This window comes from Microbacterium aquilitoris (assembly GCF_031932285.1).
Taxonomy (GTDB): Bacteria; Actinomycetota; Actinomycetes; order Actinomycetales; family Microbacteriaceae; genus Microbacterium; species Microbacterium aquilitoris.
The window spans coordinates 1,333,010-1,346,678 of record NZ_JAUZVT010000001.1; the positions used below are offsets into that span (position 1 = coordinate 1,333,010).

Annotated in this window: 15 protein-coding genes; 11 read left to right on the forward strand and 4 right to left on the reverse strand. The window is 69.9% G+C overall.

Going from position 1 to position 13,669, the window contains the following annotated elements; genetic code table 11:
• Window positions 1–39 precede the first annotated feature (39 nt).
• The 6 genes from Q9S78_RS06475 to Q9S78_RS06500 all read left to right on the forward strand — a co-directional run bounded on the left by Q9S78_RS06475 (window position 40) and on the right by Q9S78_RS06500 (window position 6,295).
• Window positions 40–2,304 carry a polyribonucleotide nucleotidyltransferase gene (locus tag Q9S78_RS06475; protein WP_018187187.1) on the forward strand — a complete coding sequence of 755 codons (2,265 nt, stop codon included), beginning with the start codon at window positions 40–42 and terminating at the stop codon, window positions 2,302–2,304.
• Window positions 2,305–2,519: 215 nt separating this feature from the next.
• Complete coding sequence (locus tag Q9S78_RS06480) at window positions 2,520–3,539, forward strand: aldo/keto reductase (RefSeq protein WP_311869549.1); 1,020 nt, start codon at window positions 2,520–2,522, stop codon at window positions 3,537–3,539.
• 65 nt (window positions 3,540–3,604) lie between these two features.
• Window positions 3,605–4,204, forward strand: coding sequence for a histidine phosphatase family protein (locus tag Q9S78_RS06485; protein WP_026302894.1), 600 nt, complete (start codon window positions 3,605–3,607; stop codon window positions 4,202–4,204).
• Between the two features lies 1 nt (window position 4,205).
• Window positions 4,206–5,027: a sulfite exporter TauE/SafE family protein gene (locus tag Q9S78_RS06490; RefSeq protein ID WP_311869551.1), complete on the forward strand. Its 822-nt coding sequence runs from the start codon at window positions 4,206–4,208 to the stop codon at window positions 5,025–5,027.
• Between the two features lie 9 nt (window positions 5,028–5,036).
• Window positions 5,037–5,849: a 4-hydroxy-tetrahydrodipicolinate reductase gene (dapB, locus tag Q9S78_RS06495; RefSeq protein WP_018187191.1), complete on the forward strand. Its 813-nt coding sequence runs from the start codon at window positions 5,037–5,039 to the stop codon at window positions 5,847–5,849.
• On the forward strand, window positions 5,846–6,295 hold the full coding sequence (locus Q9S78_RS06500) for a tetratricopeptide repeat protein (protein ID WP_311869554.1): 450 nt from the start codon (window positions 5,846–5,848) through the stop codon (window positions 6,293–6,295). Before dapB ends, Q9S78_RS06500 begins: the two co-directional genes overlap by 4 nt.
• 17 nt (window positions 6,296–6,312) lie before the next feature.
• On the opposite strand, the gene Q9S78_RS06505 is transcribed toward Q9S78_RS06500, so the two are convergent.
• From Q9S78_RS06505 to Q9S78_RS06520, 4 genes are all read right to left on the reverse strand, one after another.
• The gene (locus tag Q9S78_RS06505; protein ID WP_311869556.1) at window positions 6,313–7,203 is read right to left on the reverse strand and encodes a TIGR01777 family oxidoreductase; all 891 of its coding nucleotides are present in this window, start codon (window positions 7,201–7,203) and stop codon (window positions 6,313–6,315) included.
• Complete coding sequence (locus Q9S78_RS06510; RefSeq protein ID WP_018187194.1) at window positions 7,196–7,621, reverse strand: OsmC family peroxiredoxin; 426 nt, start codon at window positions 7,619–7,621, stop codon at window positions 7,196–7,198. Before Q9S78_RS06510 ends, Q9S78_RS06505 begins: the two co-directional genes overlap by 8 nt.
• Window positions 7,622–7,715: 94 nt before the next feature.
• On the reverse strand, window positions 7,716–8,282 hold the full coding sequence (locus tag Q9S78_RS06515) for a DUF4395 domain-containing protein (RefSeq protein WP_311869557.1): 567 nt from the start codon (window positions 8,280–8,282) through the stop codon (window positions 7,716–7,718).
• Window positions 8,275–8,712: a TlpA family protein disulfide reductase gene (locus tag Q9S78_RS06520; RefSeq protein ID WP_311869560.1), complete on the reverse strand. Its 438-nt coding sequence runs from the start codon at window positions 8,710–8,712 to the stop codon at window positions 8,275–8,277. The genes Q9S78_RS06515 and Q9S78_RS06520 overlap by 8 nt, the downstream gene beginning before the upstream one ends.
• Window positions 8,713–8,795: 83 nt before the next feature.
• Here Q9S78_RS06520 and thyX point away from each other — a divergent pair, with 83 nt between their 5' ends.
• From thyX to Q9S78_RS06545, 5 genes are all read left to right on the forward strand, one after another.
• Window positions 8,796–9,539: an FAD-dependent thymidylate synthase gene (gene thyX / locus Q9S78_RS06525; RefSeq protein WP_311869563.1), complete on the forward strand. Its 744-nt coding sequence runs from the start codon at window positions 8,796–8,798 to the stop codon at window positions 9,537–9,539.
• A gap of 27 nt (window positions 9,540–9,566) precedes the next feature.
• Complete coding sequence (locus Q9S78_RS06530; protein WP_311869565.1) at window positions 9,567–10,319, forward strand: SDR family NAD(P)-dependent oxidoreductase; 753 nt, start codon at window positions 9,567–9,569, stop codon at window positions 10,317–10,319.
• Between the two features lie 129 nt (window positions 10,320–10,448).
• A complete protein-coding gene (gene dapA, locus Q9S78_RS06535) occupies window positions 10,449–11,426 on the forward strand; it encodes a 4-hydroxy-tetrahydrodipicolinate synthase (RefSeq protein ID WP_018187199.1) in 978 nt (325 codons plus the stop codon).
• Window positions 11,423–13,099 (forward strand): ribonuclease J, encoded by a 1,677-nt coding sequence (locus Q9S78_RS06540; protein ID WP_311869568.1) that lies wholly within the window; start codon window positions 11,423–11,425, stop codon window positions 13,097–13,099. Before dapA ends, Q9S78_RS06540 begins: the two co-directional genes overlap by 4 nt.
• 21 nt (window positions 13,100–13,120) lie before the next feature.
• Window positions 13,121–13,612 (forward strand): GNAT family N-acetyltransferase, encoded by a 492-nt coding sequence (locus Q9S78_RS06545; RefSeq protein ID WP_018187201.1) that lies wholly within the window; start codon window positions 13,121–13,123, stop codon window positions 13,610–13,612.
• The last annotated feature ends 57 nt before the right edge of the window (window positions 13,613–13,669 follow it).

The window sequence follows — 13,669 nt, forward strand, 5'->3', positions numbered from 1 at the left end:
AAACGCGCGTGCGAGTCTAAACAAAGAAGGAGAGACCTCTTGGAAGGTCCAGAAATCACCGCCGCCGAAGCCGTTCTCGACAACGGCCGTTTCGGCACCCGCACGGTCCGGTTCGAGACCGGACGACTGGCACAGCAGGCGCAGGGCGCCGTTGCCGCTTACCTCGACGAAGAAACCATGCTCCTGTCGGCCACCAGCGCCGGCAAGCACCCCCGTGAGGGCTTCGACTTCTTCCCGCTGACCGTCGACGTCGAAGAGCGTTCGTACGCAGCAGGCAAGATCCCCGGTTCATTCTTCCGTCGCGAGGGCCGTCCCTCCACCGAGGCGATCCTCGTCTGCCGCCTCATCGACCGGCCGCTGCGCCCGTCGTTCGTCGACGGCCTCCGCAACGAGGTCCAGATCGTCGTCACGGTCCTCTCGATCGCACCCGGCGAGTACTACGACGCCCTCGCGATCAACGCAGCGTCCGCGTCGACGCAGATCTCCGGTCTGCCGTTCTCGGGCCCGATCGCCGGCGTGCGCCTCGCGCTCATCCCCGGCCACGGCGAGCACGCCGACCAGTGGGTCGCGTTCCCGAACCAGGCCCAGGTCGAGGAAGCCGTCTTCGACCTCATGGTCGCCGGTCGCGTCCTCCCCGACGGCGACGTCGCGATCATGATGGTCGAGGCCGAAGCCACCGAGAACAGCTGGAACCTCATCAAGGGCGGCGCCGTCAAGCCGAGCGAAGAGATCGTCGCCGGTGGCCTCGAGGCCGCCAAGCCGTTCCTCAAGCAGCTCGTCGAGGCGCAGGCTCAGATGGCCGCGTCCTCGTCGCGCGAGCCCGGCGTCTACCCGGTCTTCGCGCCGTACAGCTCCGAGGTCTACGACTTCGTCGCCGGCCGCGCGTACGACGACCTGGTGAACGTGTACCAGATCGCCGACAAGCAGGAGCGTCAGGCTGCCGACGACAAGGTCAAGGACCGCGTCAAGGCCGAGCTGATCGCCGCCGTCGAGGCGGAGGAGCTCCCCGCCGGTGCGCCGCTCGAGTTCTCGGCCGCATACAAGTCGGTCACCAAGATCGTCGTCCGCGGTCGCATCCTCGCCGAGGGCGTCCGCATGGACGGTCGTGGCCTCGCCGACATCCGTCCGCTCGACGCCGAGGTGCAGGTCATCCCGCGCGTCCACGGCTCGGCGGTCTTCCAGCGCGGCGAGACCCAGATCATGGGTGTCACCACGCTGAACATGCTCAAGATGGAGCAGCAGATCGACTCGCTGTCGCCCACGACGAGCAAGCGCTACATGCATCACTACAACTTCCCGCCCTACTCGACCGGTGAGACCGGCCGTGTCGGCAGCCCCAAGCGTCGCGAGATCGGGCACGGCTTCCTCGCCGAGCGCGCCCTCGTGCCGGTGCTGCCCAGCCGCGAGGAGTTCCCGTACGCGATCCGTCAGGTCTCCGAGGCGCTGAGCTCGAACGGCTCGACCTCGATGGGCTCGGTCTGCGCCTCGACCCTCTCGCTGCTGAACGCGGGTGTGCCGCTGCGCGCCCCCGTCGCCGGTATCGCGATGGGTCTCGTCTCCGACGAGGTCGACGGCCAGACGCGCTACGCCGCGCTGACCGACATCCTCGGTGCCGAAGACGCGCTCGGAGACATGGACTTCAAGGTCGCCGGAACGAGCGAGTTCATCACGGCGATCCAGCTCGACACGAAGCTCGACGGCATCCCGTCGTCCGTGCTCGCCGCCGCGCTGACCCAGGCCAAGGAGGCTCGCCTCACGATCCTGAACGTCCTGAACTCGGCGATCGACGCACCCGACGAGATGGCGCCCACCGCGCCCCGCGTCATCAGCGTCCAGATCCCCGTCGACAAGATCGGTGAGCTGATCGGCCCCAAGGGCAAGACGATCAACGCGATCCAGGACGAGACCGGCGCTCAGATCTCGATCGAGGACGACGGCACCGTGTACATCGGCGCTGTCGACGGACCCTCGGCCGAGGCCGCCCGCGCACAGGTCAACGCGATCGCCAACCCGACCAACCCCGAGGTGGGCGAGCAGTTCCTGGGCACGGTCGTCAAGATCGCGACCTTCGGTGCGTTCGTCTCGCTCCTTCCCGGTAAGGACGGCCTGCTGCACGTCAGCGAGGTCCGCAAGCTCGCCGGTGGCAAGCGCGTCGAGAACGTCGAAGACGTCCTCGGTGTCGGCCAGAAGATCCTCGTGCGCATCACGAAGATCGATGACCGCGGAAAGCTCTCGCTCGAGCCCGTCGTCGAGGAGTCGGCTCCGGCCGGCGACGCGCCGGCAGAGGCGCCCGCCGAGGCCTGAGCCACGCTCTGACGAACGCCCGTCCTCTTCGGAGGGCGGGCGTTCGCCGTTCCCCGGGCATTCGCCGGCCGCACGTGCGCGAACCGTTATGGAAACGTCACCCGCCGTCGTGCCTGCAGACGCGCCGTGTCGGAGGGCTGTTCTACCCTCGGAGTGAGCGCATCCGAGGGTGCGTGGGCACGTGAAACCCCCGAGCGCTCCGCGAGGAGACGGGTATGGCAGCGTACGAGACGGCGGATCAGACGTCGCCGACGGTGACGCCCGGTACCCACCCCTCCGGTCCGCTCCCGGTCCACGGGGCACCCGTGGGGCGCGCGATCCGCGTGCCGTTGGGGGAGACAGGCTTCTCCGTGTTCCCGCTCGTCCTCGGCGGCGCCGAGTTCGGCTGGCACGTCGACATCGCCGCCGCCCACGCGATCCTCGATCGCTATGTCGAACGCGGCGGCAACGCGATCCACACCTCCGACAGCTACGCCGCCGGTCGCAGCGAGCACGTCATCGGGCGGTGGATGGCGGGGCGACGCAACCGCGACGACGTCGTCCTCTCGGTCCGCGTCGGACGCGGCGCCGACAACCCCGGGCTCGGACCCGTCAACCTCGTGCGCGCCGTCGAGTCGTCCCTCATCCGGCTCGGGACGGATCGGATCGACGTCCTGTCGCTCGACGGCACCGCCGATCGCACGACGCTGCTCGAGGACACCTTGGCGACGGCCGAGTGGCTCGTCGAGTCCGGCAAGGTGCGGGCCATCGGAGCGGCCGGGTACCGCGCGACCCAGCTCGTGGAGGCTCGGATCCTCTCGGCTGCGGGCTACCCCCGGTTCACCGTGCTCGACGTTCCCTACAACGTGCTCCGGCGCGACGAGTTCGACGGTGACCTCCGCCTCGTCGCCGGAGCCCAGGGCATCGCGGTGACGCCCTCGCAGGCACTCGAGCACGGGTACCTCTCGGGCGTGCACCGCGAGCGCGACCGCGTCGGAGGGTCGGTGCGCGGGCGCCAACTCGCCGCCAGCATGAACCGGCGCGGCGCGCGCACGCTCCGCGCGCTGGATCGGATCGCTGGGGAGTTGACCGTCCCCCCGGCCGCCGTCGCGATCGCCTGGCTTCTCGCGCAGCGCATCGTCGCCGCCCCGATCGTGAACGCCTACGCCGTCTCGCACGTCGACGAACTCGTCCAAGGCGTCGGAGTGCACCTGAGTCGCGCACACCTCGCCGAGATCGCACGGGCGACGGATTGAGGCTGGTTTAGGGTGGATGTGAGCCCGGGGAGCCCGCGGTGCACCCCGACGAAGCGAGCAATCACGTGACGCACTATCTGTACCTGGTGCGGCACGGCGAACACCTCGACGCCGAACACGGCCTCGCTGACGGACCGCTGTCCCCGCGAGGACGTCGTCAAGCGGAGCTCCTCGCCGACCGCCTCTCGGGGGTCCCGCTCACGGCCGTCTGGCACTCGCCGTTGCTGCGCGCCGCCGAGACCGCGCGAGCCGTCGCCGAGCGGCTGCCGGCCGTCGACCCCGAGCCCACGGCCCTCCTCTTCGACTGCGTGCCGAGCGGCATGACGCCCGACACCCCGCACGTCTACGAGCCGTTCTTCGGCGGCGTCACCGAGGCCGAGGCCGACGCGGGATCCGCGCAGATGGCGGATGCCGGGGCGGAGTTCCTCGCGCACCGTCCCCATGCGCACGAGTTGCTCATCACCCACAACTTCGTGATCGCCTGGTTCGTCCGCGAGGTCCTGCAGGCGCCCGAGTGGCGCTGGCTGACGATCAACCAGGCCCACTGCGGCTTGACCGTTCTCGCGCAGCGGCCGGGGCGCCCCTGGTCGCTCGTGTCCCACAACGACCTGGCACACCTCCCCGTGGAGCTGCGGACGGGCCTTCCCGACATCCTCTCGGTGTGAGGTGCTGACCGGTCCTCTGCTCGCCGACTGGCTCCCCGTCTCCGCGAGCGCGCTACTGTTCCTCGTGGTCGCTGCCGGGGTCGCCGGCTGGGTCGACGCCGTCGTGGGCGGCGGCGGCCTCATCCAGTTGCCGGCGCTGGTGATCGGCGTACCGAAGGACGTCGCGACCCCCTTCATCCTCGGAACGAACAAGCTGAGCTCGTTCTTCGGGACGCTGTCGGCCAGTTGGGTCTATCTGCGGCGGGTGAAGGTCCACCTCGTCATCCTGATCCCACTCGTCGTCGGCGCCTTCGCAGGGTCTGCCGTCGGCGCCGCGCTGTCGAGGTACGTCCCGCGCGAGGTCCTGACCCCGGTCGTCCTCGTCGCCGTCGTGGCGGTCGGCGTCTACACGCTCCTGCGTCCCCGGATGGGCCTGCATCACGAGCCTCGGCATGCCGAGCGTCGTGCGATCGTCTGGCGCTCGGGAGTCATCGGACTCGGCGTGGGGTTCTACGACGGCATCCTGGGCCCCGGAACCGGCTCGTTCTTCGTGATCCTCCTCGTGGGGGTACTCGGCTTCGGCTTCCTGCAGGCCAGTGTCAACGCGAAGATCGCGAACCTCACGACGAACCTCGCCGCGCTGATCGTCTACGGAGTCCACGGCGAGATCATCCTGGTGCTCGGTCTCGTCATGGCGTGCGCGAACATCACGGGCGGGTTCATCGGCGCGAGGATGGCGACCCGCGGCGGCAACGGATTCGTCAGGATCGTCTTCCTCGTCGTCCTGGGTCTGCTGGTCGTGAAGCTCGCGTGGGACACGGTCGCCGCCGTCCTCCCCGCCTAGGCTGGACGCATGACGACGCGCGTGGCCCTGGTGGGCGGGACCGGCAAGCTCGGCAGCATCATCGCCGGGGTCATCGCCGCGACGGAGGGCTTCGAGACGGTCGCCGTGCTCGGCTCCGCCAGTGACCTGGCCGAGTTGGACGCCGCCGACCTCGTCGTCGACGCGTCGACCCCCGCCGTGTCGATCGACGTCGTCCGCGCCGCGATCGAGCGGGGCAAGAACGTCCTCGTCGGGACCTCCGGCTGGTCGGCCGAGCGCATCGCCCTCGTCCGTCCCCTGGTGGATGCCGCGGGCACCGGCGCGGTCTTCATCCCCAACTTCTCGCTAGGCTCCGTCATCGGGTCGGCTCTCGCCGCAGCATCCGCCCCGTTCTTCCCCTCGATCGAGATCGTGGAGACCCACCGTGAGACGAAGGTGGACTCCCCGAGCGGCACCGCCGTCCGCACCGCGGAGCTGATCGCGGCCGCCCGCTCCGAGGCCGGCCCCGTCGAGGCGCCGCACGTCGACCAGCGCGCCCGCGGCCAGCAGATCGCGAGCATCCCCGTGCACTCCCTGCGCCGTCCGGGGGTCGTCGCTCGGCAGGAGACGATCCTGTCGGGACCGGGGGAGTCCCTCATGATCGTCCACGACACGATCGACCCCGCCGCGGCCTATGCCCCCGGCATCCGTGTCGCCCTCGCGGCGGCGCGGGACGCGTCCGGCGTCGTCGTGGGGCTCGACTCGATGATCGACATCGGCATCCGGATGCCGCAGCCCGCCCGCACCGCGCCCGTCGCCGACGGCGACGCCTCCGACCAGGCCGCAGCGGCGACCGCCCGATGAGGACCCGGATCGGCGTCGCGATCGTCGCCGTCACCCTCGCGCTCTACATCTACCTGGTCGGTCAGCGCGCGGTGCTGCTCGTGGCCAGCGGTGATCCGGTCGGCATCGCCATGGGTGTCGCCCTCGTGCTGCTGCCCGTCGTCGCCATCTGGGCCCTATGGCGAGAGCTGAGTTTCGGTGCCGGAGCGGAGCGCCTGGGGCGGCGACTCGAAGCCGAGGGCGCCCTGCCCGCGGAGGAGCTCACGCTCCGCCCCAGCGGCAGGCCCGTCCAGGCCGAGGTCGACGCCCTCTTCCCCGCCTACCGCGACGCCGTCGAGGCCGACCCGGCTGACTGGCGTGCCTGGTATCGGCTCGGGCTCCTCTACGACGGAGCCGGCGACCGTCGGCGCGCCCGCGGCGCGATCCGTACCGCGATCTCGAGCGAGCGCGCCGAACGCCGCCGCTGACGAAGCTCCGAGCGGCTTCAGACGGCCGCGGCCACGGCGTCCTCGACGGTCGGGTGGTGGAACTCGAACCCTGATTCGAGGAGGACCGCAGGCACGACGTGCGAGTCCGTCGCGAGCAGCGCGTCGACGGCGTCCTTGCCCAGGACGAGCCGGATCGCCCACAGGGGTGCGCGCAGCAGGTAGGGCCGGTTCAGGCGACGGGCGAGCGCGAACCCGAGGTCGTTCGCCGTGGCACGCTCGGGCCCGGTCAGGTTCACGGGTCCCGTGATGCCGTGGTCCATGACGTGACGGATGCCGCGGATCTCGTCATCGAGCGAGATCCACGGCCACACCTGGGTCCCGCGGCCGAGCGGCCCCGACAACCCGAGCTTGGTGAGCAGCATGAGCGGCTTCAGCACACCGTCGCGGTGCACGACCGGAGCGGTGCGCAGGAGCGCCGTGCGCGCACCCGACGCGACGGCGGCAGCCTCCCACTCGCCGCAGAGTTCGGACAGGAACGCGTCGCCCCGCGGACCGGACTCGTCGAACGTGCGCCCATGGCCGTCGGGCGGGTAGTACCCCGATGCCGATGAGCTGACGAACAGCGGCGCGTCGTCTCCGAGCTCCCGCAGTGCGCGGGCGAGCGTCTGCGTCGGGCGCAGACGCGACCAGACCAGCTGCTTCTTGTACGAGGCCGTCCACGGGAAGCGTCCGATGGTCGCCCCGTTGAAGTTGACGACGGCCTCCGCGCCGGCGAGCACGGCGGGATCGAGCGGCTTCTCGCCGGGCGCCCAGGTCACCTCATCCGGTCCCTGCGCGGGGTGCCGGACGAGCCGCGTGACGGTGTAGCCGTCGGCGACGAGGGAGTCGATGAGGGCGCGTCCGATCAGGCCGGACGCGCCCGAGACGACGACGCGGCGCTCAGGCAAGCGTCGCCTCGAGCGTGATCTCGATGCCCGACAGAGCGGCCGAGACGGGGCATCCCGTCTTCGCCTCGTTCGCGATGCGGTCGAAGTCCTCCGCCGACAGGCCGGGGACGGTGGCGCTGACGTTCAGGTGCGAGCCGGTGATGCCGGTCCCGGGGATGAAGGTGACGGATGCCGTCGTCTCGACGCTCTCGGGAGGGGTGCCGTTCTCGGCCAGGGCATTCGAGAGGGCCATGCTGAAGCACGACGAATGGGCCGCCGCGATCAGTTCCTCGGGGGTCGTCACCGAGGTCGATCCCTCGCTGCGCGCTTTCCAGTTCACGGGAAGCGGTCCCTGGTTGGAGCTCTCCAGGGCGACCTCGCCCGACCCTTCGAACAGGGTGCCCTTCCAGCTGGTGGTGGCTTCGCTCGTGACGCTCATGGTGTCTCCTCTGTCGTGGTCGTGACCGATCGCTGCCGAGCATATGCCTCGCGGTTCAGAGCGGGATATGACTTGACGCGGAGCGAGCCGACCGTCAGGCGGTGCGGCCGACGAGACCGACGCGCTGCAGGAGGAGCCACAACTGGCATCCGAGGCACAGGCCGAACGCCGCGTTCAGGAACGCAGCCATGAAGGCGAGCGCCGCCGCGATGGGGAGGGCGAGCGGGACGCCGAGCACGTGCAGGGCGAGGCCCACGGTCGTCACGAACAGACCGACGCCCTGCGCGAAGCGGGGCGGGCGGGGATCCTCGAGGTCGGTCGGGGGAGCGAGGCGCGGCTGGATCACCCGGCGGTACAGCACGCCCCACGGTGCGGTTCGCGGCGAGACGACGCCCCAGAGGAACAGGAGCGCGATGACGAGGACGGCGAGGAAGCCGGGGTCTGCGACGCGGGCTCCGGCCGGTGCCATCTCGATCGCCCAGGCCCTCCCCGCGACGAAGGCGAAGTCCCCGACGGGCTGATAGGCGAACCAACCGAACGACGCGGAGCCCTGTGTAGAGATGCCCACGAGAGCCAGCAGCGTCGCGACCAGGAGCAACACTGCGGTGACGGATGCCGCGAAGCGCGGGCCCCGCGGGTCGATCCCTCGCACCTCAGCCACGGTCGGCTCCCGCCGTCACGCGGTCGAGCTCCATCTCGACGACCTGGCGGCCCGGGACACCGCCGAAGCGGGAGCGCACCATGCCGTCCTTGTCGAGGATCAGTGTCGTGGGCGTCTGCAGGACGCGGAAGTGCTGGGCGATGTCGACGCGGTGCGTGAGGTCGACGTTCAGGTGCAGGACGCCGTCGCGGTCGGCGGCGATCTCGCGGAGAGTGCGGTGGACGCCGGGGCACCGGCTGCACATCTCGGTGCTGAACTGCAGCAGCGTCGCCGTCTCGCCGAGTCGTTCCGCCCCGAGACGGGTCGGTTCGACGATCTCGCGCGGGTCGAAGGGACGGGGCCGGTTCTGCCGCCACCGCAGGGTCAGACCGATGCCGATGGTGACCACGAGGAGCGCGGTCAGCACGAGGATGGCGGGGAGGAGTTCCATGACCGCTCCACAGTAGTCCTGCGCGCTGTGGTGCGGTTCGCCCCGCGTCGTTCGTGACGGCCCCGGCGGGTAGTGTGTGAGCCGTGAGTGAGCGCCCCGAGAGCCCCGAGATCGAGTTCCGCAGCGATGTCACGGTCGAGCTGGTGCGCTCGTCGGCAGCGGACAGTGACGTGCTGTTCGCGGCGCGCGTGTCGACGCAGGGCGAGCAGACCCTCGCTTCGGCCGCCGACGGCTCCGAGGCGACCGCCCGCGACCGCGGCCTCATCAACTACCTGATGCGCGATCGGCACGGCTCGCCGTTCGAGCACAACTCGATGACCTTCTACGTGCAGGCGCCGATCTTCGTCTTCCGCGAGTTCATGCGGCACCGGATGGCGTCCTACAACGAGGAGTCGGGCCGCTACCGCGAGCTCCGTCCCGTGTTCTACGTCCCCGCGCCCGAGCGGAACCTCGTCCAGGTCGGCAAGCCCGGCGCGTACCAGTTCCTCCCCGGTTCCGAGGAGCAGGTCGAGCTCGTTGCCCGCGAGACGCGCGAGGCATCCGTCGCCGCCTTCGAGAGCTACCAGCGGATGCTGGATGCCGGCGTCGCGCGTGAAGTCGCCCGCATCGTCCTGCCGCTCAACATCATGTCGTCGATGTACGTCACGGTGAACGCCCGGTCGCTCATGAACTTCCTGTCGCTGCGCACGATGCGCGAGGGCACGCACTTCCCGTCGTTCCCGCAGCGCGAGATCGAGATGTGCGCCGAGAAGATGGAGAACGTGTGGCGCGAACTCATGCCGCTCACGTTCGCCGCCTTCAACGCGAACGGTCGCGTCGCCCCCTGACCTCCGGCGCGTCCTAGGCTGACGCGCATGACCCGCACTGCATTCGTCACGGGAGCGAGCTCCGGTATCGGAGCGGAGTACGCCCGCCAGCTGGCGGCGCGCGGCGCCGACGTCGTCCTCGTCGCCCGGGACCGCGGCGCCCTGCAGGTCCTGGCCGACGAGATCGAAGGCCGCGGTGGACGTGCCGAGATCCTCGTCGCGGACCTGCTGGACCCCGCTCAGCGACGGCTCGTCGAGGAGCGACTCAAGCAGGGCGTCGATCTTCTCGTCAACAGCGCTGGGTACGGGCTCTCGCTCGGGTTCGCCTCGGGCGACATCGAAGACGAGGCCCGGCACCTCGAACTGCACGTCGAGGTCACGATGAGGCTGACACGGGCCGCCCTGCCGGGCATGCTCGCGCGAGGACGCGGCCGCATCCTGAACATCGCCTCGGTCGCCGCCCTCGTCCCGCGTGGCACCTACGGCGCGGCGAAGGCCTGGGTCGTCAGCTTCAGCCGGTGGGCGAACGCGGTCTACGCCCCGAGGGGAGTGACCGTCACGGCGGTCTGTCCCGGCTACGTCCACACGAACTTCCACGAGCGACTCGGCCTGCCGCCGGGGGAGGAGGGGGTCGCCGGCTGGATGTGGCTGACCGCCCCGCAGGTGGTGCGCGCGTCGCTGAAGGATGCCGCGCGCGGCCGGGCCGTCAGCATCCCGTCACTCCGGTACAAGATGCTCGTCGCCGTGTCGCGGCTGCTGCCCGATCGCCTCGTGGTCGCCGCCGCCTCCCGCGGCCGCTGACGCAGAAGACCGCTCCGCCGCGCGACTCGCCGCTGCTCTGCGATACCGGTCGCCCCGCGACCGCCCCGCCACCCACCCCCAACGAACCCACGACGCGGCCGACGGACCCCGACCGGTACCCTGGGAACCATGACGCACTCCGCCAATCCGTTCGGTCAGGTGCTCGTCGCGCTCGTCACTCCGATGACGGCCGACGGCGAGGTCGATTGGCCGGCCGTAGAGAAGCACATCGACGACGTCATCACCGGCGGTGCCGACGGCATCGTTGTGACCGGCACGACCGGTGAGACCAGCACGCTGACGGATGCCGAGAAGCTGAAGCTCGTCGAGGTGGGCAAATCCGTCTCCTCCGGCCGCGCGAAGATCATCACGGGCGGCGGTTCCAACGAGACCGCGCACGCGATCGAGCTCTACAAGGCGAGCGAGAAGGCCGGAGCGGACGGCATCATGATCGTCACGCCGTACTACAACAAGCCGACCCAGGCCGGCATCCTGACCCACTTCCGTCTCGTCGCGGACGCCACCGACCTGCCGGTGATCCTCTACGACATCCCTGGTCGCACCGGCGTGCCCATCAAGTACGAGACGATCCTCCGCCTCGCCAAGCACCCGAACATCCTCGCGGTGAAGGACGCCAAGGGCGACTTCAGCGAGGTCAGCCGGGTCCTCAACCAGACGGACCTGCTCTACTTCTCCGGCGACGACGCGAACGTCCTCCCGCACCTTTCGATCGGGGCCGCCGGTCTCATCGGCGTCACGGCGAACATCACGTCGGCTCCGTACCGGGCCATCGTGGATGCCGTCAACCGGGGAGACCTCACGACGGCGACCGCCGCCCACCAGAAGCTCGAACCGCTCGTCCGTGCCGTCATGACGCACGTCCCGGGGACGGTCAGCGCCAAGTACATCCTTCACGGCCTCGGCCGCATCTCGAGTCCGCGCGTGCGCTTGCCGCTCGTAGGACCCGAAGAGTGGGAGGCCGCCCTCATCGAGGACGAGCTCGACCTCGTGAAGGACATCGAGGGCGCCGACTTCTCCAACTTCCGACCTGATCGCAATGCCGCTGCCGGCGGCGCCCTTCCGAAGGTGCATGGAACCACTCGATGACAAATACCGTCTCCGCCCCCGCCAAGCTCGCTCCCGGAACGCTCCGGGTGACCCCCGTCGGCGGACTCGGTGAGATCGGTCGCAACATGACCGTCTTCGAGTTCGACGGCAAGCTGCTGATCGTCGACTGCGGCGTGCTCTTCCCCGAGGAGCACCAGCCCGGCGTCGACCTGATCCTCCCGGACTTCGAGGCGATCCGCGGACGCCTCGACGACATCGTCGGCGTCGTCCTCACGCACGGCCACGAGGACCACATCGGTGCGGTCCCGTACCTGCTCAAGCGCAAGGGCGACATCCCCCTCATCGGTTCGCAGCTGACCCTCGCGCTCGTCGAGGCGAAGCTCAAGGAACACCGGATCAAGCCCTACACGCTGACGGTGAAGGAGGGGCAGCGCGAGCAGGTCGGACCGTTCGACCTCGAGTTCGTCGCGGTGAACCACTCCATCCCCGATGCGCTCGCCGTCGGCATCCGCACCCCTGCCGGACTCGTGCTGGCAACGGGTGACTTCAAGATGGATCAGCTGCCGCTCGACGGCCGCCTCACGGACCTTCGCGCCTTCGCGCGTCTCGGCGAAGAGGGCGTCGACATGTTCCTCGTCGACTCGACGAACGCGGACGTGCCCGGGTTCACCCCGCTCGAGCGGGCGATCGGCCCGGTGCTCGACCAGGTCATCGGCAAGGCGCCGCGTCGCGTCATCGTCGCGAGCTTCTCGAGCCACATCCACCGCGTCCAGCAGGTCATCGACGCGGCCGCCGCGCACGGTCGCCGCGTCGCGTTCCTCGGCCGCTCGATGGTCCGGAACATGACGATCGCCGAGCAGCTGGGGTACCTGCATGTGCCCGACGGTGTGCTGATCGACTACAAGAAGGCCAAGGACCTGCCCGACGACCGCATCGTCTACATGTCCACCGGGTCGCAGGGAGAGCCCATGGCGGTCCTGTCCCGCATGGCCAACCTCGACCACGCGATCGAGCCGGGGGAGGGCGACACCGTCATCCTCGCGTCGAGCCTCATCCCGGGCAACGAGAACGCGGTGTACCGCGTGATCGACGGCCTGACGAAGCTCGGCGCCAACGTCGTCCACAAGGCGAATGCGAAGGTCCACGTCTCGGGCCACGCCGCCGCGGGCGAGCTGCTCTACTGCTACAACATCCTGAAGCCGAAGAACGTGCTCCCCGTCCACGGCGAGTACCGACATCTGATGGCGAACGCGAAGCTCGCCCAGGACAGCGGCGTCCCCGCGGCGAACACGATCATCGCCGAGAACGGCACGGTCATCGACCTCAAGGACGGCGTCGCGACGGTCGTCGGTCAGCTCGACCTGGGCTTCGTCTACGTCGACGGATCATCGGTCGGCGAGATCACGGATGCCGACCTCAAGGACCGCCGCATCCTCGGTGAGGAGGGCTTCATCTCCGTCATCGTGGTGGTGGATGCCGCGACCGGCCGCATCGTCACGGGGCCTGAGATCCACGCGCGCGGAGTCGCGGAGGACGACGCCGTGTTCGATTCGGTGAAGCCGAAGATCGCCCAGGCGCTGACCGAAGCCGCCCAGTCGGGCGTCCGCGACCCGCACGCCCTGCAGCAGGTCGTCCGTCGTGCGATCGGCCGCTGGGTGAACCAGTCGCTGCGTCGCCGTCCGATGATCGTCCCGATGGTGATCGAGGCCTGACCCGGGCGCTAGCATTCGGGCATGCCCGAGTCGTGGTCGCTTCGTCCTGCCACGCAGGCGGACGGCGTGTTCCTCGGCGACATGGTCGTCGAGGCCGCCAACTGGCGAGCCGGCGCCCCGCGACCGCGGCATGAGATCCTGGCCGATCCCGATCACGGTCGGTACCTCGCCGGATGGATGCGCCCGGGGGACGTCGGTTTCGTCGCCGTCGCCGGGTCGGAACTGATCGGCGCGGCCTGGTACCGCACCCTCCCTCGGACCGACCCCGGATTCGGCTACGTGGGGACCGGGGTGCCCGAGCTCATCATCGGGGTGAAGGCGCTCTGGCGCTCGCACGGCGTCGGTCGCACTCTGCTGCGCCGGCTGTGCGAGGCCGCTCGAGCCGAGGGCCGCGCGCGCATCTGCCTCTCCGTCGAGCGAGGTAATTTCGCGCAGGTCCTCTATCGCTCGGAGGGGTTCGCGGTGACCCGCAGCGGATTCGGGCGCGACACCATGATCAAGCGCCTCTCTTGAGTCCCGACGGTCGCGGGGTCGCGTCAATCCTGGGACATGTCGGTCCCGCGGCTTACC

What these genes read in the sequence shown, in the direction of transcription:
- Q9S78_RS06480 (WP_311869549.1), top strand. Translation starts at nt 2,520, where the DNA reads ATGGCAGCGTACGAGACGGCGGATCAGACGTCGCCGACGGTGACGCCC.
- dapB (WP_018187191.1), top strand. Translation starts at nt 5,037, where the DNA reads ATGACGACGCGCGTGGCCCTGGTGGGCGGGACCGGCAAGCTCGGCAGC.
- Q9S78_RS06500 (WP_311869554.1), top strand. Translation starts at nt 5,846, where the DNA reads ATGAGGACCCGGATCGGCGTCGCGATCGTCGCCGTCACCCTCGCGCTC.
- Q9S78_RS06510 (WP_018187194.1), bottom strand. Translation starts at nt 7,621, where the DNA reads ATGAGCGTCACGAGCGAAGCCACCACCAGCTGGAAGGGCACCCTGTTC.
- Q9S78_RS06520 (WP_311869560.1), bottom strand. Translation starts at nt 8,712, where the DNA reads ATGGAACTCCTCCCCGCCATCCTCGTGCTGACCGCGCTCCTCGTGGTC.
- Q9S78_RS06530 (WP_311869565.1), top strand. Translation starts at nt 9,567, where the DNA reads ATGACCCGCACTGCATTCGTCACGGGAGCGAGCTCCGGTATCGGAGCG.
- dapA (WP_018187199.1), top strand. Translation starts at nt 10,449, where the DNA reads ATGACGCACTCCGCCAATCCGTTCGGTCAGGTGCTCGTCGCGCTCGTC.
- Q9S78_RS06540 (WP_311869568.1), top strand. Translation starts at nt 11,423, where the DNA reads ATGACAAATACCGTCTCCGCCCCCGCCAAGCTCGCTCCCGGAACGCTC.
- Q9S78_RS06545 (WP_018187201.1), top strand. Translation starts at nt 13,121, where the DNA reads ATGCCCGAGTCGTGGTCGCTTCGTCCTGCCACGCAGGCGGACGGCGTG.